We start from the raw sequence: 18,375 nt of genomic DNA, 5'->3' as shown, positions 1-18,375 counted from the left end.
CCGATCTTTCCCTTTATCACACACGACGACTCTGGACGGAGAGCTTCGCCATGACCACCCTCACCACGCCGCGTGCCGATGGCTTCCACATGCCGGCCGAATGGGCCGACCAGCGCCAGATCTGGATGGTCTGGCCCGAGCGACCGGACAACTGGCGCCTGGGCGGCAAGCCTGCCCAGGCGGCCTTCACCGCCGTGGCCCAGGCCATCGCCCGCTTCGAGCCGATCACCATCGGTGCCTCGGCGCAGCAGTACGAAAATGCCCGCGCCCGCCTGCAGCATCCGAACATCCGGGTGGTGGAAATCAGCAATGACGACGCCTGGTGCCGCGATACCGGCCCGACCTTCGTCAGCGACGGCCAGGGCGGCGTGCGCGGTGTGGACTGGAGCTTCAATGCCTGGGGCGGCCTGGACGGTGGTCTCTACTTTCCCTGGCAGCGCGACGACCAGGTAGCGGGCAAGATCCTGGCGATCGAGAATCTGCCGGGCTATCGCACCCCGGACTTCGTCCTCGAAGGCGGCTCCATCCACGTCGATGGCGAAGGCACCCTGATCACCACCGAGGAATGCCTGCTCAACGCCAACCGCAATCCGCACCTGGATCGCGAAACGATCGAGCGCTACCTGAGCGACTACCTGGCGGTGGACAAGGTCATCTGGCTGCCCCACGGTCTCTACAACGACGAGACCAACGGCCACGTGGACAACTTCTGCTGCTACGTGCGTCCGGGCGAAATGCTGCTGAGCTGGTGCGACGACCAGGCCGATCCCAACTACGGCCGGTGCCGTGAGGCACTGGCCGTGCTGGAGCGCGAAACCGATGCCCGTGGCCGCACCTTCAAGGTGCATCGGATCGTTACCCCGGGCCCGCTGTTCGCCAGCGAAGAGGAATGCCGTGACGTGGATGCCTGCCTCGGCACCCAGCCACGCCGGGCCGGCGAGCGTCTGGCTGCGTCCTATGTCAACTTCCTGATCGTGAACGGCGGCATCATCGCCCCGACCTTTGGCGTTCCCGAGGACGCCGAGGCGCTGCGCACGCTGCAGGTCTGCTTCCCGGAGCACCAGGTGATCCAGGTCCCCGGCCGCGAGATCCTGCTGGGCGGTGGCAACATCCACTGCATCACCCAGCAGCAGCCGACCGGCCGCTGATTTCCGGCGGAAACGAAAAAAGCCCGTCTTTCGACGGGCTTTTTTCTGACCTGAGCGCGGCTTAGAGCAGCGGCAGGGTGTAGCTGACGATGAAGCGGTTTTCGTCCTGATCGCGCTGACCCGGAACGCCCTGGGTGCTGGCTGCCGGCAGGTCGGAGCGCAGCGAAGCGTTACGCCAGGTGAAGCCCAGACCTTTCAGCTGGCCTTCCGGGACCACGTAGCTCAGCGTCAGATCGCGTTCCCACTCCATGTAGTCGCCATTGCGGGTGCGGATGTTATCGCCGTACTGGTAAATGATACCGGCGGTCAGACCCTTCATACCCAGCTGACCGAAGTCATAGGAGTAGCGAGCTTGCCAGGTGTCTTCACCGGAGCGGGCGAACTTGTTGATCTGCAGGTCGGTGATGATGTAGGCGGAAGCGCCATCACCCTGGTTCAGGAAGGGGAAGTCGCTGTTGCCATTGCTACCCTGGTAGCCGGCGCCGAACGTGTGGCCCTTGATCGAGTAGGTGAACAGGGCGCTGTACAGACGGTTGTCCACTTCGCCACGGGTAACGGCGCCAGTGGCGGTGCGGCCGTAGTAACCACTGGACGCATAGAGCGCGCCTTGGGTGTCGGCATTCTTGTTAGCGCCATCGCCGTTGCTGTCGAAGTAGCGCAGATCGGTCTTGAAGGTACCTTCACCCAGCTTGACGCTGTGGGTCAGACCCAGGAAATGCTGGCTGTAGAAATCTTCCAGCTGACCGAAGTAGTACTGCAGCGTCAGGTCCTTGGTGACCTTGTAGTCGGCACCGGCGAAACGGAACTGGTTGCTGTCACGCGCGGTGGAACCACTGTTGGAGCCCGCGATGGACATTTCTTCGTAGTTGCTGGAAGCACGGCCCTTGACGTGTTCGATCTGACCGGCAGTCAGGGTCACGTCCTTAATTTCCTTGGAGGTTACCTGACCGCCCAGGAAGGTCTGCGGCAGGATACGACCATCGTTGAAGGTGATGACCGGCAGCTTGGGCATCAGGGTGCCGTAGCGCAATTCGGTCTGGGAGATCTTCATCTTGGCAGTAGCGCCAACGGTGCTGAATTCGTCGACGGAGCTGCCGTCGGCTTCACGCGGGAACATGGTGCCCGGCTGATTGGAGCCGTCGGTCTTGCCAGCACGGCCACCGCCGTCCAGACGCAGGCCCAGCATGCCGATGGCGTCGACACCGAAGCCAACGGTGCCTTGGGTGAAGCCGGACTGATAGTTGAGCAGGAAGCCCTGACCCCATTCCCGGTTGGTCGACGGGTTGGCGGTGCCATTGCGGTTATCGAGGTTCTCGTAGAAGTTGCGCAGGCTCAGGGTTGCTTTGCTGTCCTCGATGAAGCCGGCAGCGTTGGCAGCGGCAATGACGGACAGGTTCAGACAGGCCGCGGAGACCGCGACCACCAGTGGCTTCTTGACCATGTGTGCTCCAGGGGTGAATCGTTGTTATGCAGCCACCAGAGGTGTCAGCGTCTGCTGGTGGTATGCCCGACGGGCCGTGCGGAAGGGAAAGCTAGAGGGCTTTTGTTTCAATTTGGAGAATTATCCCGGGCTTGGTCGACTTTTAATTTGCGACTTCAAGCACAGGTCCCCTGCCACCGTCTTCCACGTTGCGAAAGCTAATTGCAAAAAAGCATTTCGTCTAGCGATACCTCGTTGAAAACCCGCTCTGTGGTCTTCCCCTTAGACTGGTCGGTCATGGCTGTAGGGAACCTTCCCCGCATACCGCACCGGAAAGGCTGGCCTTTTCCTGAAAAAAGGCCAGCTCATAGCCTGCGACTTTCCGCTCTAGGACGGGCTTTTCAAGGCATTGGAAAACCCTTGCAGTCCGTCATCGAATGCTGGATCCAGAGAAATTCCCTGCGCTCTTCAAGGACTTGTAATTTTTTGCTACGGCTTCCAGGGCCGACTCGCCCAGCACATGACACGCCTCGTCCGCCGCGTGAAACCTGACATCCCGCATCACAGTGGTTACGACGCGTTAGCGGCTTGAAAACAGACTTTCCATTCAGCGGGTGCCAACTCGCCGGCTTCCACAAACAGCTGTGGATAGCGTCAGGCTGCCGGGGCAAGAGGGGGAAGAAAGGAGTCCATGCCAGCTGACTGGGGAGAGGATGAAGCTACCAGGCACCGAGGACCAGGCTGGGCGTGATCGGAACTGGCACGCTGGTATCCGAGAGCCAGACCTGGAGGTACGGCTCTGGAACATCTGCCAAGGGCTTCAGCCTTGGACGACTTGATCCTTGCCCTGGCGCTTGGCCTTGTACATGGCCTCGTCGGCCCGTACATAAAGAGTGTCGAGGGACTCATCGCCCTCACGCAGGACGGTGACACCCTGACTGATGGTGACCTTCAACGGCCCCTCGGCGGTGGGTACGGCCAATTGGCGCACGGCGCGCTGTAGTCGGCCCCCGATCTGCAGTGCGAGGTCGCTGTCGCAACCTGGCAACAAGAGGGCGAATTCCTCGCCGCCGATGCGGCCGAACAGATCGCCTCGACGAGTGGTCTGGACCCCGCACTCGGCAACACGCTGTAACACCTGGTCGCCCATCTGGTGGCCGAAGCGATCGTTGATCTTCTTGAAGTCATCAATGTCGAGCAGCAGGAAGGCCAGCGGCTCGCCTTCGTTCTGAGCGAATTCGAAGGCGCGCTGGGCACTTTCGAAGAAGTGCCGACGATTGCTGCTGCGGGTCAGGACGTCGGTGGTGGCGAGCCGCTGCAGCTCCTCCTCCATACGCTTCTTGTCGGTGATGTCTTCGGCGATGCCCACCACCAGGAGCGGCATGCCCGCCTCGCTGCGTTGACTGACAAAGCACTTGTCGCTGAGCCAGCGGATTTCGCCATCGGCGCGGATGATGCGGTATTCGCGCGACTCTATGGCGCCTTGCTCTATCACCTGTTCCAAGGTGCGCTGGGCGTATTCGAGGTCGTCCGGGTAGATATTATTGAGCCAGGTGCTGTAGTCGGTCAGTACCAGCGTCTGGGAGCGGCCGAAGATCTGTTCGTAGGCGGGGCTGACATAGATGATCTGGCGAGTGCGCCAGTCCAGGGCCCAGAGCACTGCGTTGACGCTTTCCAGCAGCGCGCTGAACAGCTGCTCCCGGTCACGCAGGCGATCTGTCTCGGCCCGCGAATGCAGGAGAGCCAGCAGATTCTCTTCCGGAGTGGGAAGAGCAGACAGAGAGGGTTGTTCATCCATATACACATGCGCCTACGCGGGGTCCTGAGGGAGTTAGAGACAGCTGAAACCAGCCTGGTTCAATCCCCGCATAGAGCAGCCCACCGCTTCGGTGGGCTTTTGTGAAGCCTTTCTCAAGCAGTTCCGGCCGGCCGCAGGGAATAGGTTTTCAGCTGTTCGGCGAATTCGCGCAGGGACTGAATGCCGCTCGCTTCGGCTTCGCCGATCCACTGCCGGGTCGCGGCCAGCATGTCGTGGCCGTTGGCGCTGGTCCGCGCCCAGATCTGCTGCAGCGCCAGGCGCTTTTCGTAGATCAGCTTGAGTGCCTGGCTGTGTTCGAGCAATTCATCGATACGCACCTGATGACGGGCCTTGAGCAGACTGGTTTCCCGCGCCAGCAGGCCGCGCGCCCGACGGAACAGCGGGCGCTGGGAGGGCGTGGCACTGCCTCGCTCCTGCCGCAGCAGTGGCCCGATCACCTGCTTGCGATACTGGGCCATGATCTGGAAGCGGTTGTTGAGGATGGCCATGGCGGTATCCATATCCAGCTGACCCTTGCCTTCGATGCGATGGGCGATGGGGGCGACGCGATTGACCTTGGCCAGGCGCAGCCAGGTGAACAGCTTGATCCAGGCCCAACCCATGTCGAACTCCCAGCGCTTGACCGACAGCTTGGCCGAGTTGGGATAGGTATGGTGGTTGTTGTGCAACTCTTCGCCACCGATGACGATGCCCCAGGGGATGAGGTTGGTGGCGGCATCGCGGCATTCGAAGTTGCGATAGCCCACGGCATGGCCCAGGCCATTGACCACGCCAGCAGCCCAGAAGGGAATCCAGACCATCTGTACGGCCCAGACGGTGAGGCCCAGGGCGCCGAACAGGGCGACGTCGATCAGCAGCAACAGCACCACACCCAGGTTGCGGGTGCGGGGATTGGAGTAGAGCTTGCGCTCGATCCAATCATCCGGGCAGTTCTTGCCATAGATGCGCAGGGTATCAGCGTTGTTCGCCTCAGCCTTGTACAGCTCGGCGCCGCGCCGGACCACGGTGGCGAGGCCCTTGTGCACCGGACTGTGCGGGTCCTCTTCGGTTTCGCATTTGGCGTGGTGCTTGCGGTGAATGGCGGTCCATTCACGGGTATTCATCGCCGTGGTCAGCCACAGCCAGAAGCGGAAGGCGTGTTTGAGCGCGGGATGCAATTCCAGCGAGCGGTGGGCGGAGTAGCGATGCAGGTAGACGGTGACACTGACAATGGTCAGGTGGGTCAGCAGCAGGGTGACCACCACCAGTTGCCAGACCGACAGGTCGAGCAGGCCGTTGTAACTCATGGACGCAAAGGACCTCGCGCGGGTTGTGTAGTGCAACTGTCACCTAAAGTTCAGTGAACAGGCGTTCGCGCATTATTGCCAGGGTGGGTGATAAATCCAGCCCTCCCTTTTGCTACACAACGTGTCCTTCACAGAGTGTTAATTCTAAAAACGAATAAACAAAGCATTATTAGCAATTTTAAGAAATAAAGATCAGCCCCCTAAGATGGCGCCACTCTTTCGCCCACCTCTGCACACGAGGACGCCATCCATGAGTTCCGTTCCGTTCCGCAGCCTGGAAAACCAGGACGAAACCGCACTGCTCCGCGATATTCAGCAGGCTTTGCGCGGGCTGAGATTCGGCGCCATCGAGATAACCGTGCACAACGGTCAGGTGGTGCAGATCGAGCGCAAGGAAAAATTCCGGCCCCAGAGCGGCCAAGCCAACAAGCATTGAATTCTCGAGGTCAGCGGACGAGCGGGCACGGTGCCCGCCAGACGGTGTCCGGCTTTCTCACGTCAAGGAGTCTTTTCATGTCGATTCGCCGTTTCGCTCTGGCCGCGCTGGCCGGTGCCCTGTTCGCCACCCAGGTCCACGCCGTTGAATTGCTCAACGTGTCCTACGACCCGACCCGCGAGCTCTATCAGCAGTACAACGCGGCCTTCGCCAAGCACTGGAAGGCCGAAACCGGCGAAGACGTGAGCATCAAGAATTCCCATGGCGGCTCCGGCAAGCAGGCGCGCTCGGTGATCGATGGCCTACAGGCCGACGTGGTGACCCTGGCGCTGTCCGGCGACATCGATGCCCTCAACCTGCACCAGCAACTGGTCGACCCCAACTGGCAGAAGCGCCTGGCGGACAACAGTACCCCCTACACCTCGACCATCGTCTTCCTGGTACGCAAGGGCAATCCCAAGGGCATCAAGGATTGGGACGATCTGGTGAAGAAAGACGTCCAGGTCATCACGCCCAATCCCAAGACCTCCGGCGGTGCCCGCTGGAACTTCCTCGCCGCCTGGGCCTATGCCAAGGCCAAGTACGGCAGCGATACCGAGGCGCTGAAATTCGTCACCGAGCTCTATCGCCACGCCCCGGTGCTGGACACCGGCGCCCGCGGCGCCACCATCAGCTTCGTGCAGCGCCAATTGGGCGATGTGCTGATCGCCTGGGAAAACGAAGCCTATCTGTCCCTGAAGGAAGAAGGCGGCGACCAGTTGGAGATCGTCACCCCGTCGTTGTCGATCCTGGCCGAGCCGCCCGTAGCCGTGGTGGACAAGGTGGTCGACAAGAAGGGTACCCGCAAGCAGGCCGAGGCCTATCTGCAGTATCTCTACAGCCCCGAGGGTCAGCGCATCGCCGCGCAGAACTTCTATCGTCCTCGCGATGCCAAGGTGGCGGCGGAATTCAAGGATCAGTTCAAGCCGGTCAAGCTGGTGACCATCGACCAGGAATTCGGCGGCTGGAAAGCGGCGCAACCCAAGTACTTCGCCGACGGCGGCGTGTTCGACAAGATCTTCGCCGACATCAACAAGTAGCACCGCAGCCGGGACGGCTCACGCTGACCGGCCCGGAACAGGTATCGTTCCACCCCTCTGCGCCCTGGCGAATGCATCGCCGGGGCGCCTTGCAGAAGGACGCCTCATGTCTCGCCGTCTCTCCCCGGTCATACCCGGCTTCGGGTTGACCCTGGGCTTCTCCCTGACCTACCTCGCGCTGATCGTGCTGATCCCGCTGGGCGCCATGTTTCTCCATGCCAGCCAGCTGAGCCTAGGGCAATTCTGGTCGCTGATCACCGGTCGCCAGGTGTTGGCCGCGCTGCAGCTGTCCTTTGGCACCGCCCTGCTCGCCGCCTTCGTCAACGGCATCCTCGGCACCCTGCTGGCCTGGGTGCTGGTGCGCTACGAGTTCCCTGGGCGCAAGCTGATCGATGCCATGGTCGACCTGCCCTTCGCCCTGCCCACCGCGGTGGCCGGCATCGCCCTGACCGCCCTCTATGCCCCCAACGGCCTGATCGGCTCGCTGTTTCCCTTCAAGATCGCCTATACCCCGATCGGCATCACCCTGGCGCTGATCTTCGTCACCCTGCCCTTCGTGGTGCGCACCCTGCAGCCGGTGCTGGCGGACATCCCCAAGGAGATCGAGGAAGCCGCCACCTGCCTGGGTGCCCGCCCCTGGCAGGTGTTTCGCTATGTGCTGGTGCCGACGCTGTTGCCAGCCTGGCTGACCGGCTTCGCCCTGGCCTTCGCCCGCGGCGTGGGCGAGTACGGCTCGGTGGTGTTCATCGCCGGCAACATCCCGTTCAAGACCGAGATCCTGCCGCTGCTCATCGTCTCCAAGCTGGACCAGTACGACTACACCGGCGCCACTGGCATCGGCGTGTTCATGCTGCTGGTGTCCTTTGTCATGCTGCTGCTGATCAACATCCTGCAGCGCCGCATCCAGCCCAACATCTAAGGAGTCCGCATGAGCCTCATGACGTCGACCAAGGCGGATGCGCGCGCCAACAAGCAGCGCACGCCGGTGGCCATCGCGCTGATCGCCAGCGCCTGGCTGATCTTCCTGCTGATCCTGGTGCTGCCGCTGTACATGGTACTGAGCCAAGGCCTGGCCAATGGCATCGGCGCCTTCTGGGACGCCATCAGCGAACCGGACGCGATCTCGGCCCTCAAGCTGACGCTGTTCGCCACCGCCATCTCGGTCCCCCTGAACCTGGCCTTCGGCCTGGCGGCGGCCTGGTGCGTCACCAAGTTCGAGTTCACCGGCAAGAGCCTGCTGATCACCCTGATCGATCTGCCCTTCTCGGTCTCGCCGGTGATCGCCGGTCTCATCTATGTGCTGCTGTTCGGTGCCCAGGGGCTGATGGGCCCCTATCTGCAGAGCGTGAACGTGCAGATCGTCTTCGCCGTGCCCGGCATCGTACTGGCGACGATCTTCGTCACCTTTCCCTATGTGGCCCGCGAACTGATCCCGCTGATGCAGGAACAGGGCACCCAGGAAGAAGAAGCCGCACGGCTGCTGGGCGCCAGTGGCTGGCAACTGTTCTGGCACGTGACCCTGCCCAACGTGAAATGGGCGCTGATCTATGGCGTGGTGCTCTGCACCGCGCGGGCCATGGGCGAGTTCGGCGCGGTGTCGGTGGTCTCCGGCCACATCCGCGGCCTGACCAATACCCTGCCGCTGCACATCGAGATTCTCTACAACGAATACAACATCGTCGCCGCCTTCAGCGTGGCGATCCTGCTGCTGATGATGGCCCTGGTGATCCTGCTGCTGCGGCAGTGGAGCGAGAGTCGCCTGAGCCACCAACTGCAGCACCGTGACGAGGAATAAGGCGCCATGAGTATCGAGATCCAGGATATCAACAAGAGGTTTGGCGCCTTCCAGGCGCTCAAGGACATCAACCTGCACATCGAGAGCGGCGAACTGGTCGCCCTGCTCGGCCCCTCCGGCTGCGGCAAGACCACCCTGCTGCGCATCATCGCCGGTCTGGAAGCACCGGACACCGGTAACATCGGCTTCCACGGTGAAGACGTCTCCGGACGTGACGTGCGCGATCGCAACGTCGGCTTCGTCTTCCAGCATTACGCGCTGTTCCGCCACATGACGGTGTTCGACAACGTGGCCTTCGGTCTGCGCATGAAGCCGCGCCGGGAGCGGCCGAGCGAGGCGCAGATTGCCAGCAAGGTGCACGAACTGCTGAACATGGTGCAGCTCGACTGGCTGGCCGACCGCTATCCCGAACAGCTCTCCGGTGGTCAGCGCCAGCGCATCGCCCTGGCCCGCGCGCTGGCGGTGGAGCCCAAGATCCTGCTGCTCGACGAACCCTTCGGCGCCCTGGATGCCAAGGTGCGCAAGGAGTTGCGCCGCTGGTTGGCACGGCTGCACGAGGAGATCCACCTGACCTCGGTGTTCGTCACCCATGACCAGGAAGAGGCCATGGAAGTGGCCGACCGTATCGTGGTGATGAACAAGGGGCAGATCGAGCAGGTCGGCTCGCCCGGCGAGGTCTATGAGCAACCCGCGAGCGACTTCGTCTATCACTTCCTCGGTGATTCCAACCGCCTGGCCCTGGGCGAGCAGGAGGTACTGTTCCGTCCGCACGAGGTGGAGCTGGAGCGTGAGCCGCGAGCGGGTTATCACGCCGCCGAAGTGCGCGACATTCGCCCGCTGGGCGCCATTACCCGGGTGACCCTGAAGGTGCCGGAGCAGACCGAGGTGATCGAGGTGGAACTGGTCAAGGACCACCCGGCGCTGGCCGGTCTGCAACGCGGTGCGCCGCTGCATTTCCTGCCGCGTACGCCCTGAGCTGCAGCAGGCGGCTAAGACCAAAGTCGTAGCCGCCTGGATCAGACAGCGGTTGCAACCTCCGGAAAGCTGGCTCCATGATCGACGAAGCTGACCCACGTCACATTTCGTAATCGATCGAGCCGAATCACAAGGAGGTCGCATGCCCAGGCGCTGGCCCGTCGTGCTGTCGCTTCACCTGGCCATCCTCGTGGCTGCGCTGCTGCTCTGGCAGGGGCTGGCGCTGCCCTCCACCGCCGGCCTGGGACTGGTTCTCGTGGCAGCCCTCTGGCCTTGGCTACTGCTGCTGCGCAAGCCTGTCGCGCCGCCGGCCCCGCCCCAGTCCTTCGACGAGCTGACCAGCGATCTTTCGCGCAGTACGGCGCGCAACGCCGTGGCCATCGCCGGGGTGGCCTTCGCCGCCCAGCAACTGGCGGCCCGGGTGCAATCTCAAGCCAGCACGGCCGCACAGATTTCCAGCAGCGCCGCGTCCCTTACCCAGACCGAGCACGACAGCGCCGGCAGCGCCCGCCAGGCCCTGGCGGTGGCGCAGCAGGTGCACCAGCGCAGCGAGGCCGGTCGGGAGGCCCTGAACTCGGCGATCGCCGCCATCCGCGCGCTCAGCGAGCACGCCCGCCAGAGTCGGGAATTGATCGCGGGTCTGAGCGCCCGCACCGACAAGATCCAGCAGGTCACCGAGGTCATCCAGGCCATCGCCAGCCAGACCAACCTGCTGGCGCTCAATGCCGCCATCGAAGCCGCCCGGGCCGGCGAGCACGGTCGCGGCTTCGCGGTGGTCGCCGACGAGGTCCGTGGCCTGGCGGCGCGGACCTCCAGCGCGACCGGCGAGGTGGGCGTGATCGTGGCCGATATCGGCCAGCAGACCGAGGCCGTGGTGGCGCAGATCCAGGAACTGGCCCAGGCGCTGGAAGATGGCGTGCGCCAAGTCGAACGCACGGGCGAAGGCCTGCAGGAGATCGCCCAGCTGGCGCAGACCGCCGAGCGCCAGGCCGCGGACATCGCCCAGGGCACCTCGGCCAATCTCGCCCAATTGGAAAGCCTGGCCCAGGCGGTGGAGCAGGTGCACAGCGATCTCGCTGACAGCGAGCGTCAGACCAGCCGCCTCAGCGGCGCCGCCGATGAATTGGTGGACATGGCCGAAGCCAGCAGCGAACGCCTGGCCGAGGTCGGTCTGGACAGCTATCACCAGCGCATCTTCGAACTGGCGCGCCAGGGCGCGGATGCCATCGGTCGCCGCTTCGAGGAAGACCTGGCCGCCGGGCGCATCACCCAGGACGCCCTCTTCGACCGCCAGTACCAGCCCGTGCCCGGCAGCCAGCCGGCCAAGTACCGCACCCGCTTCGACAGCTACACCGATGGTGTGCTACCGGCGATCCAGGAGCCGCTGCTGGACCAGCATCCCGGCCTGGTCTTCGCCATCGCCTGTACGCCTGAGGGCTATGTGCCCACCCACAACCGCGCTTTCGCCCAGGCGCCCACCGGCGATGTGGCGGTGGATACGGCGCGCAGTCGCAGCAAGCGCCTCTTCAGCGATCGCACCGGCAAGCGCTGCGGCAGTCATCAGCGCCGCCTGCTGTTGCAGACCTATATGAGGGACACCGGCGAGGTGATGCACGACCTCTCGGTGCCGATCCTGGTGAACGGTCGGCACTGGGGTGGACTGCGCCTGGGCTATCGCCCCGACACCGCGCGCTAGCCCAACTTGAGCTGGGTGACCGCCAGCTGCCAGACCGCGGCTTCCAGCCCGAGCATACGCCCGGCCTTGTGCTCGAGCAGGGCCTCGAGGGATTCGCCCGGAGCAGGATTCGCCGCCTGCGCCGCCAGATGCAGGATCAGCGACGGCTTGGGCAGTACGCCGTGCAGGCTGTGTACCGCTGTCACCAGTTCGCGCAATTCCAGCGGCAGCCGCCAGTGCCGCTGCAATTCCGCGGAGAACTCCAGGCTGTAGCTCAGCAGGGCGCGCTCCAGCGCTGCCTCCTCGAGAACGCCGCCCCCGTCGCACCAGCGTTGCACACCTTGCAATACGGCCAGCTCACCTAGCCGATGGAGCAGGCCGGCGGTATAGCAGCGCTCGGCGTCTTCGCGCGCATAGCGCAGCGCCAGCAGACGCGCGCAGTCGGCAGCGCGTTGGGCCAGATGCAGATAGCCTTCGGCGCGCGTGGCCAGCAGCGGGTCGGTCAGACGCGTCGCCCGTCGCAGACTCAGGCCCAATACCAGATTGAGGGTAAAGCCGACGCCCAGGCGCGGTAGGGCCTGGCTGAGGGTCTGGCAGGACTGCCCGACGCGCTGGGAGGCGCTGTTGGCTGCGGCAATCAGGGTCGCCGTGACCAGCGGATCCTGGCCGAACTCGGTTTCCAGCTCGCCCAGGCTGCAGCTAGCGCTGTCGCGGCAGCGCTGGATGATGGCGGGCAGGTCGGCGAACAGGGGTACCGCGTCGATCTCGGCGGCCATGCGCTGCAGATGGTCATCCAGCGAGCCCAAGACCGCAGCCCTCGCCGCCTGAGCCTCGTCATCCGCCGGTGGCATCAGACTGCGCAAGCGGCGCAATACCTCTTCAGCCGCATAGGGTTTGACCAGATAGGCCGTGGGTGCCAGCCGCAGGGCAGCGCGCACATAGGCGGTATCGGCCTGATCGGACAGGAGGATCACTGGCTGCAGCGGCTGGGCGCCGCGCTGGCGGATGCGGCGCAGCAGGTCGAGCCCGTCGCAGTCGGCTGGCCGCTCGATGATGATCAGCGTGCATCTCTTGTGTCGATCCAGCTCGGCGAGGGCCTGATAGCCATGGCCATACTCATGGACCAGGGCATCAGCCCGCACGGCCAGCACCAGAGACTTGAGCAGGTCACGGGTCCAGGGATTGGCGTCGACGATGAGTATCAGGGGCGGCATCCCAACCCACTCCTGCTTGAGGAAAGCGAAGCGGCGAATGATGCGTCAAAGCGGACTTTGTGCCAAGCGTGTCACAGAAAAACCGCCCTTGTGGAGGGCGGTTTGATCAGGACTCAGGCCAATTCGGCAAAACACTCGCCGATAATGGCCAAGCCGCGATCCAGCTCTTCGTCGCTGGCGGTCAGGGGGACGAGGATGCGCAGCACATTGCCGTAGCTGCCGCAGCTGAGCAGGATCAGGCCCTTCTGGCGTGCGCGGACCACGATCTGGCTGGTCAGCTCGGCGTCGGGCTGCTCGATATCGCCACCCTTGCCCAGCTCCATGGCGATCATGGCGCCCAGACCCCGGACGTCGCAGATCTGCGCGTGCTTGGTGGCCAGTTCGCGCAGGCCGGCGGTGAGACGCTCGCCCACGGCCTTGGAGCGTTCCAGCAGCTTCTCTTCCTCGAAGGTCTCGATCACCGCCAGGGCCGCGGCGCAGGCGATGGGGCTGCCGGCGTAGGTGCCACCCAGGCCACCGGGGGTGACCGCATCCATCACCGTGGCCCGACCGGTCACGCCCGACAGCGGGAAGCCACCGGCGATGGACTTGGCGAAGGTCACCAGGTCGGCGTCGACGCCCATCTGCTCCATGGCGAAGAAGGTGCCGGTACGGCCGGCGCCGGACTGGACTTCATCGGCGATCAGCAGGATGCCGTGGGTGTCGCACAGCTTGCGCAGGCGCTGCATGAATTCCTTGGGCGCGGCATAGAAACCGCCCTCACCCTGCACCGGCTCGAGGATGATGGCGGCGATGTCGCCAGGCGCGGCATCGTTCTTGAAGATGCGCTCGACGCTGGCGATGGCGTCATCGACGCTGATGCCGTGCAGTTCGCAGGGATAGAGCGCGCGATAGACGCCGCCGGGCATCAGGCCCATGCCGGCCGAATAGGGCGCGACCTTGCCAGTCAGCGACAGGGTCATCATGGTGCGGCCGTGGTAGGCGCTGGAGAAGGCGATGACGCCAGCGCGCTGGGTAGCGGCGCGGGCGATCTTGACGGCGTTCTCCACGGCTTCGGAGCCGGAGTTGAACAACGCGGTCTTCTTCGGGAAGTTGCCCGGCACCAGTTCGTTGAGCTTTTCGCAGACCTCGACGTAGGGCTCGTAGGCCAGCACCTGGAAGCAGGTATGGGAGACCTTGGTCAGCTGCTCCTGCACGGCCGCCACCACGCGCGGATGCAGGTGGCCGGTGTTGAGCACGGCGATGCCGCCGGCGAAGTCCAGGAACTCGTTGCCCTCGACGTCCCAGACCTTGGCGTTCTCCGCACGGGCGACGAAGATCGGGTGGGTCTGGCCGACGCCACGGGCGACGGCGGCGCTGCGGCGGTGCATCAGGGAATCGTTGGTGTGGCTCATTGCAGTCCTCGATGGCCGCTCATCGTGGCGGCCGGCTACGGGAAAGGCGCGGACCGGATTCCGGGCAGCATACGATGATCGACTGCCAACGGCCCGGCGTCCGCGCCGGGAAAAGCTTTGGTTCAGGCTGAGGGGGCTGTTGGGCTTCGACGGTGAAGCCGTCTCAACCCAACCTACCTCGACCGCAGGTTGGGTTGAGCTCCGCGAAGCCCAACAGATCCAGCTAGCAGCGGTATCAGACGCCCAGGCAGAGGTACTTGATCTCCAGGTACTCTTCGATGCCGTACTTGGAGCCCTCGCGGCCCAGGCCCGATGCCTTGACGCCGCCGAAGGGCGCGACCTCGTTGGAGATCAGGCCGGTGTTGATGCCGACCATGCCGTACTCCAGCGCCTCGGCCACGCGGAACACGCGGGACAGGTCGCGGGCATAGAAGTAGGAGGCCAGGCCGAATTCGGTGTCGTTGGCCAGCTCGATGACCTCGGCCTCGTCCTTGAAGCGGAACAGCGGCGCCAGCGGGCCGAAGGTCTCTTCCTTGGACACCTTGGCGCTCTTGGGCACGTCGGCGAGGATGGTCGGCTCGAAATAGCTGCCGCCATTGGCGTGGGCCTTGCCGCCGGCGATGACCTTGGCACCCTGGCTCACGGCGTCGTCGATGTGCTCCTTGACCTTGGCCGCCGCCTTGGCGTCGATCAGCGGGCCGATGGTGATGCCCTCTTCCAGGCCGTTGCCGACCTTGAGCTTGGCCACCGCGGCCTTGAATTTCTCGGCAAAGGCGTCGTACACGCCGTCCTGAATATAGAGGCGATTGACGCAGACGCAGGTCTGGCCGGCGTTGCGGTACTTGGAGGCGATGGCGCCTTCCACGGCCTTGTCCAGGTCGGCGTCGTCGAAGACGATGAAGGGCGCGTTGCCGCCGAGCTCCAGCGACAGCTTCTTGATGGTGGGCGCGCTCTGCTCCATCAGCTTGGCACCGATCTCGGTGGAGCCGGTAAAGGAAATCTTGCGCACGATGGGGCTTTCGGTCAGCTCGGCGCCGATCTCGGCGGCGGAGCCAGTGACCACGCTTAGCACGCCCTTGGGAATGCCGGCGCGCTCGGCCAGTTCGACCAGCGCCAGCGCCGAATAGGGGGTCTGGCTGGCGGGCTTGATCACCATGGTGCAGCCGGCGGCCAGGGCCGGACCGGCCTTGCGGGTGATCATCGCGGTGGGGAAATTCCACGGCGTGATGGCGGCGGTGACGCCGATGGGCTGCTTGATCACCAGAATGCGCTTGTCGGCCTGATGGCCGGGGATGGTGTCGCCATAGATGCGCTTGGCTTCTTCGGCGAACCACTCGATGAAGGAGGCGGCGTAGGCGATCTCGCCCTTGGCCTCGGCCAGCGGCTTGCCCTGCTCCAGGGTCATCAGCCGGCCCAGGTCGTCCTGGTTCTCGATCATCAGCTCGTACCAGCGCCGCAGCTTGGCCGAACGCTCCTTGGCGGTCAGCGCACGCCAGGCCGGCAGCGCACGGTTGGCAGCGTCGATGGCACGCTTGGTCTCGGCGCGGCCGAGCTTGGGAATGGTACCCAGGGTCTCGCCGGTGGCCGGGTTGTCCACGCTGACGGTGGCGCCGCTGTCGGCGTCGATCCAGGCACCGTCGACATAGGCTTGCTGGCGAAACAGGGAAGCGTCTTTGAGCTGCATTACGGTCTCCTTGGCTGAAAGGGCCGGAAGCAAGGGCATGACACCCCTGCGCCTGCGATAGGGTCAGGCCTGGAAACGCTGGCATCGCCACCGTTCAGTGCCCGCTCGAGCAACGTCCGAACCGCCCTGGGCGTTCGAAATATTGAACGCATCCTAGGAGAATATTGAACCCCCGCGCAAGAGCGCCGGAGCGGTTTTCGCGCGGCCCTCCTCCTTGTTTATCCAACCCTTGCCGAGCCCCGCGAAACAGTCGTTCAAAATCAACAACATCGTGCATCCGGGCATGGACGGTCGGAGGCAAGGTGAGTATGATGGCGACCGATTCAGCGTCACCGAATCGCTGCACTCGTAGCTCAGCTGGATAGAGTACTGCCCTCCGAAGGCAGGGGTCGTGGGTTCGAATCCCGCCGAGTGCGCCATCTTCTTTCCCTTGTGACACAAGGGTTTAGCGCTTTTGACGGAAACCTGTCCTAGTCCTGAAAGTCGTTTTTGCCACAAATTTGCCACACTCAAGTGTGGCGGGAATGGTCGAAATGGCAACAATCAGGAATCGCGGCGAGTATCAGTGGGAAGCGCAAATTCGCCGTAAGGGCTATCCAGCCCAGCGCAAAACCTTCGAAACTAAAGCCGATGCCCAAGCCTGGGCACGCGTGATCGAAAGCGAAATTGACCGGGGCATCTTTGTCTCTCGCGTTGAGGCTGAACGCACCGCCTTTCATCAACTCATTGATCGCTACATCTCCGAGATCGCTCCGAAACACAAAGGCGCGTACTCGGAAATCAAACGACTCGAAGCGCTCAAGCGCCATCCGCTGGCAACGCGCATTGTCGCCACCCTCACCTCCTCGGATTTTGCCCGCTACCGTGACGAGCGCTTGAAGATTCGCAAGGGCAACACGGTGAAGCGTGAGCTGGCTTTGTTCCAATGCGTAATCGAGGTCGCCCGCCGCGAATGGGGTATTCATCTCGCAGAAAACCCCGTGAGGATGGTCAGCCGCCCCAGCTACAACGACGAACGCTCGCGGCGGCTCGATCCGGTTGAAGAGCAATACATCCTCAGCGCGTTGGAGCCGTGCGAACGCCGTTCGGACGGCTCCTATGCTGATGCCTCTCACAATCCTTGGATACGGCCGATTGTCCAGATAGCGATCGAGACAGCCATGCGTCGTGGCGAGATTTTTGAACTGCGTTGGAAACATGTGAACCTGGATCGTAGAACCGCACACCTTCCTGCGACCAAAAATGGACTGCCAAGAACAATCCCGCTCTCACCTAACGCCATCCAGCTGTTGAGAGGACTACCACGCTCCCTGTGCGGTCGAGTCTTCCCCACCACTGCTGACGCTCTTAAAAAAGCCTTTGTGAGAGGGCTGGAGCGCGCGCGGTCAAAATACCTGACTGACTGCCATCAAGCTGGTGTGTTGCCCCAAGAAGATTTCCTGCTGGACCTACGCTTTCACGACCTGCGGCACGAGGCTACCTGTAGGTTAGCTACTAAATTGCCGAATCTTATCGAGCTGGCCAGCGTGACTGGGCACCGTGAGGTCAACATGCTCAAGCGGTACTACAACATCACTGCGGAGGAGTTGGCGGCAAAGCTGGCTTGACTCGGTGTCACATTGATGTGCGCTCCTCCCTACGTAGGGACATAGACCTAACCTGTCGTTTGTTGCGACCAGCCATTGGCAACTCATTGCGGCCCTCTGCTAGTGGACAGCTATCGGCCAACAACTGCCCTCGGGTCGACCAGCTTTGTTTTCAGTCGATGAAAACTAAATTCCAGGGATAGCGTCAGGCTCCCAACAGCTATAGCCCGATTTCTACCTGTCACGAGTGCAAATCACCCCAGGCTGCAGGCCGACGCGAAATAAAAATACCTACAAAAAGGCTATTGACACCTACAAATAGGTAATTTACTCTGCGTGAAACCATACCAATAGGTGATTTCACATGGATAAGCTTATAAACGCCTACAGGTCGCTCGAAGTCATTTCACAAGGCGAGTTCAATATACGGTTTCCAGGGAAAAAAACTCTTGGTGACGTTGTGCTGGGGATGGGGGGACTCGTCGAGGCTCTGAAAGAGGATAAGGGCCTACCGCTTCGCAAGATCGCAAAAATCGCCGAGGTTTCATCCGCAGGTCTAGATCGTTGGCGTAACAACGGTTACGGCAGCAAGAAGCACTGTGAAAAGCTCATAAGCTACTGTGAACAACAAACCCAAGAGTTGAGCACAACAAACACGGCCAGCACCATTTCAAGTGCAAGCGTTACTGACAGCTTGCGCTCGTGCAGCCCAGCGCAGTTGGAAAAGGTCATACAGGAAGCGCTACAAGCACAACTTGGCTTTCCCAAATCTCTTGTATGCACCATGGTGAAGATGGAGGCGGGCAATGATGGTCATAGGCTTGAGTTCATGATGCGCTGATGACACAAAGCGTTTAATGGATC

Annotated in this window: 15 protein-coding genes and 1 tRNA gene; 10 read left to right on the top strand and 6 right to left on the bottom strand. The window is 62.9% G+C overall.

The genetic code is table 11. The features are described 5' to 3' along the window. Positions 1-50: 50 nt before the first annotated feature. Positions 51-1,148, top strand: a complete 1,098-nt coding sequence (aguA, locus tag BMZ43_RS18045) for an agmatine deiminase (RefSeq protein ID WP_093255462.1) — start codon at positions 51-53, stop codon at positions 1,146-1,148. Positions 1,149-1,209: 61 nt separating this feature from the next. Here aguA and BMZ43_RS18040 read toward each other — a convergent pair whose 3' ends face one another. From BMZ43_RS18040 to desA, 3 genes are all read right to left on the bottom strand, one after another. Then, the gene (locus BMZ43_RS18040; protein WP_093255457.1) at positions 1,210-2,589 is read right to left on the bottom strand and encodes an OprD family porin; all 1,380 of its coding nucleotides are present in this window, start codon (positions 2,587-2,589) and stop codon (positions 1,210-1,212) included. 799 nt (positions 2,590-3,388) lie between these two features. Beyond that, entirely contained in the window at positions 3,389-4,366 is a 978-nt protein-coding gene (locus tag BMZ43_RS18035) for a sensor domain-containing diguanylate cyclase (RefSeq protein WP_093255453.1), read from the bottom strand. A 113-nt stretch (positions 4,367-4,479) separates the two neighbouring features. Continuing rightward, entirely contained in the window at positions 4,480-5,673 is a 1,194-nt protein-coding gene (desA, locus tag BMZ43_RS18030; protein ID WP_068383545.1) for a delta-9 fatty acid desaturase DesA, read from the bottom strand. A 250-nt stretch (positions 5,674-5,923) separates the two neighbouring features. Between desA and oscA the strand changes: the two genes are divergently transcribed. The 6 genes from oscA (at position 5,924) to BMZ43_RS18000 (ending at position 11,654) form a co-directional block, all read left to right on the top strand. Next, positions 5,924-6,109 carry a sulfur starvation response protein OscA gene (gene oscA / locus BMZ43_RS18025; protein ID WP_017640883.1) on the top strand — a complete coding sequence of 62 codons (186 nt, stop codon included), beginning with the start codon at positions 5,924-5,926 and terminating at the stop codon, positions 6,107-6,109. Positions 6,110-6,186: 77 nt separating this feature from the next. Further along, positions 6,187-7,188 carry a sulfate ABC transporter substrate-binding protein gene (locus BMZ43_RS18020; RefSeq protein ID WP_093255451.1) on the top strand — a complete coding sequence of 334 codons (1,002 nt, stop codon included), beginning with the start codon at positions 6,187-6,189 and terminating at the stop codon, positions 7,186-7,188. Between the two features lie 106 nt (positions 7,189-7,294). Then, positions 7,295-8,107, top strand: a complete 813-nt coding sequence (gene cysT / locus BMZ43_RS18015; protein WP_017640885.1) for a sulfate ABC transporter permease subunit CysT — start codon at positions 7,295-7,297, stop codon at positions 8,105-8,107. Positions 8,108-8,116: 9 nt separating this feature from the next. Continuing rightward, on the top strand, positions 8,117-8,983 hold the full coding sequence (gene cysW / locus BMZ43_RS18010) for a sulfate ABC transporter permease subunit CysW (RefSeq protein ID WP_068383547.1): 867 nt from the start codon (positions 8,117-8,119) through the stop codon (positions 8,981-8,983). A 6-nt stretch (positions 8,984-8,989) separates the two neighbouring features. Continuing rightward, positions 8,990-9,958 (top strand): sulfate/molybdate ABC transporter ATP-binding protein, encoded by a 969-nt coding sequence (locus BMZ43_RS18005; RefSeq protein WP_068383549.1) that lies wholly within the window; start codon positions 8,990-8,992, stop codon positions 9,956-9,958. Positions 9,959-10,100: 142 nt separating this feature from the next. After that, entirely contained in the window at positions 10,101-11,654 is a 1,554-nt protein-coding gene (locus BMZ43_RS18000) for a methyl-accepting chemotaxis protein (protein ID WP_068383551.1), read from the top strand. Here the strand turns inward: BMZ43_RS18000 and BMZ43_RS17995 are convergent. From BMZ43_RS17995 to gabD, 3 genes are all read right to left on the bottom strand, one after another. Beyond that, entirely contained in the window at positions 11,651-12,847 is a 1,197-nt protein-coding gene (locus BMZ43_RS17995; protein WP_093255449.1) for an HDOD domain-containing protein, read from the bottom strand. The two genes, BMZ43_RS18000 and BMZ43_RS17995, sit on opposite strands and share 4 nt — an antisense overlap. Before the next feature lie 113 nt (positions 12,848-12,960). Further along, positions 12,961-14,241: a 4-aminobutyrate--2-oxoglutarate transaminase gene (gene gabT / locus BMZ43_RS17990; RefSeq protein WP_093255448.1), complete on the bottom strand. Its 1,281-nt coding sequence runs from the start codon at positions 14,239-14,241 to the stop codon at positions 12,961-12,963. 235 nt (positions 14,242-14,476) lie between these two features. Further along, on the bottom strand, positions 14,477-15,925 hold the full coding sequence (gene gabD, locus BMZ43_RS17985; protein WP_093255446.1) for an NADP-dependent succinate-semialdehyde dehydrogenase: 1,449 nt from the start codon (positions 15,923-15,925) through the stop codon (positions 14,477-14,479). A 342-nt stretch (positions 15,926-16,267) separates the two neighbouring features. On the opposite strand from gabD, the gene BMZ43_RS17980 reads away from it, so the two are divergent. From BMZ43_RS17980 to BMZ43_RS17970, 3 genes are all read left to right on the top strand, one after another. Further along, a tRNA-Arg gene (locus BMZ43_RS17980) sits at positions 16,268-16,344 on the top strand. 114 nt (positions 16,345-16,458) lie between these two features. Then, positions 16,459-17,532, top strand: coding sequence for a site-specific integrase (locus BMZ43_RS17975; protein ID WP_093255689.1), 1,074 nt, complete (start codon positions 16,459-16,461; stop codon positions 17,530-17,532). Positions 17,533-17,875: 343 nt separating this feature from the next. Next, on the top strand, positions 17,876-18,352 hold the full coding sequence (locus BMZ43_RS17970; protein WP_093255444.1) for a hypothetical protein: 477 nt from the start codon (positions 17,876-17,878) through the stop codon (positions 18,350-18,352). Positions 18,353-18,375 lie beyond the last annotated feature (23 nt).

The organism is Pseudomonas sp. Snoq117.2 (assembly GCF_900110545.1).
Classification (GTDB): domain Bacteria; phylum Pseudomonadota; class Gammaproteobacteria; order Pseudomonadales; family Pseudomonadaceae; genus Chryseomonas; species Chryseomonas benzopyrenica.
This window is presented reverse-complemented; position numbering and strand designations above follow the sequence as displayed.

Coding starts and splice junctions, on each gene's coding strand:
- aguA (WP_093255462.1), top strand. CDS start 51: ATGACCACCCTCACCACGCCGCGTGCCGATGGCTTCCACATGCCGGCC.
- BMZ43_RS18040 (WP_093255457.1), bottom strand. CDS start 2,589: ATGGTCAAGAAGCCACTGGTGGTCGCGGTCTCCGCGGCCTGTCTGAAC.
- BMZ43_RS18035 (WP_093255453.1), bottom strand. CDS start 4,366: ATGGATGAACAACCCTCTCTGTCTGCTCTTCCCACTCCGGAAGAGAAT.
- desA (WP_068383545.1), bottom strand. CDS start 5,673: ATGAGTTACAACGGCCTGCTCGACCTGTCGGTCTGGCAACTGGTGGTG.
- oscA (WP_017640883.1), top strand. CDS start 5,924: ATGAGTTCCGTTCCGTTCCGCAGCCTGGAAAACCAGGACGAAACCGCA.
- BMZ43_RS18020 (WP_093255451.1), top strand. CDS start 6,187: ATGTCGATTCGCCGTTTCGCTCTGGCCGCGCTGGCCGGTGCCCTGTTC.
- cysT (WP_017640885.1), top strand. CDS start 7,295: ATGTCTCGCCGTCTCTCCCCGGTCATACCCGGCTTCGGGTTGACCCTG.
- cysW (WP_068383547.1), top strand. CDS start 8,117: ATGAGCCTCATGACGTCGACCAAGGCGGATGCGCGCGCCAACAAGCAG.
- BMZ43_RS18005 (WP_068383549.1), top strand. CDS start 8,990: ATGAGTATCGAGATCCAGGATATCAACAAGAGGTTTGGCGCCTTCCAG.
- BMZ43_RS18000 (WP_068383551.1), top strand. CDS start 10,101: ATGCCCAGGCGCTGGCCCGTCGTGCTGTCGCTTCACCTGGCCATCCTC.
- BMZ43_RS17995 (WP_093255449.1), bottom strand. CDS start 12,847: ATGCCGCCCCTGATACTCATCGTCGACGCCAATCCCTGGACCCGTGAC.
- gabT (WP_093255448.1), bottom strand. CDS start 14,241: ATGAGCCACACCAACGATTCCCTGATGCACCGCCGCAGCGCCGCCGTC.
- gabD (WP_093255446.1), bottom strand. CDS start 15,925: ATGCAGCTCAAAGACGCTTCCCTGTTTCGCCAGCAAGCCTATGTCGAC.
- BMZ43_RS17975 (WP_093255689.1), top strand. CDS start 16,459: ATGGCAACAATCAGGAATCGCGGCGAGTATCAGTGGGAAGCGCAAATT.
- BMZ43_RS17970 (WP_093255444.1), top strand. CDS start 17,876: ATGGATAAGCTTATAAACGCCTACAGGTCGCTCGAAGTCATTTCACAA.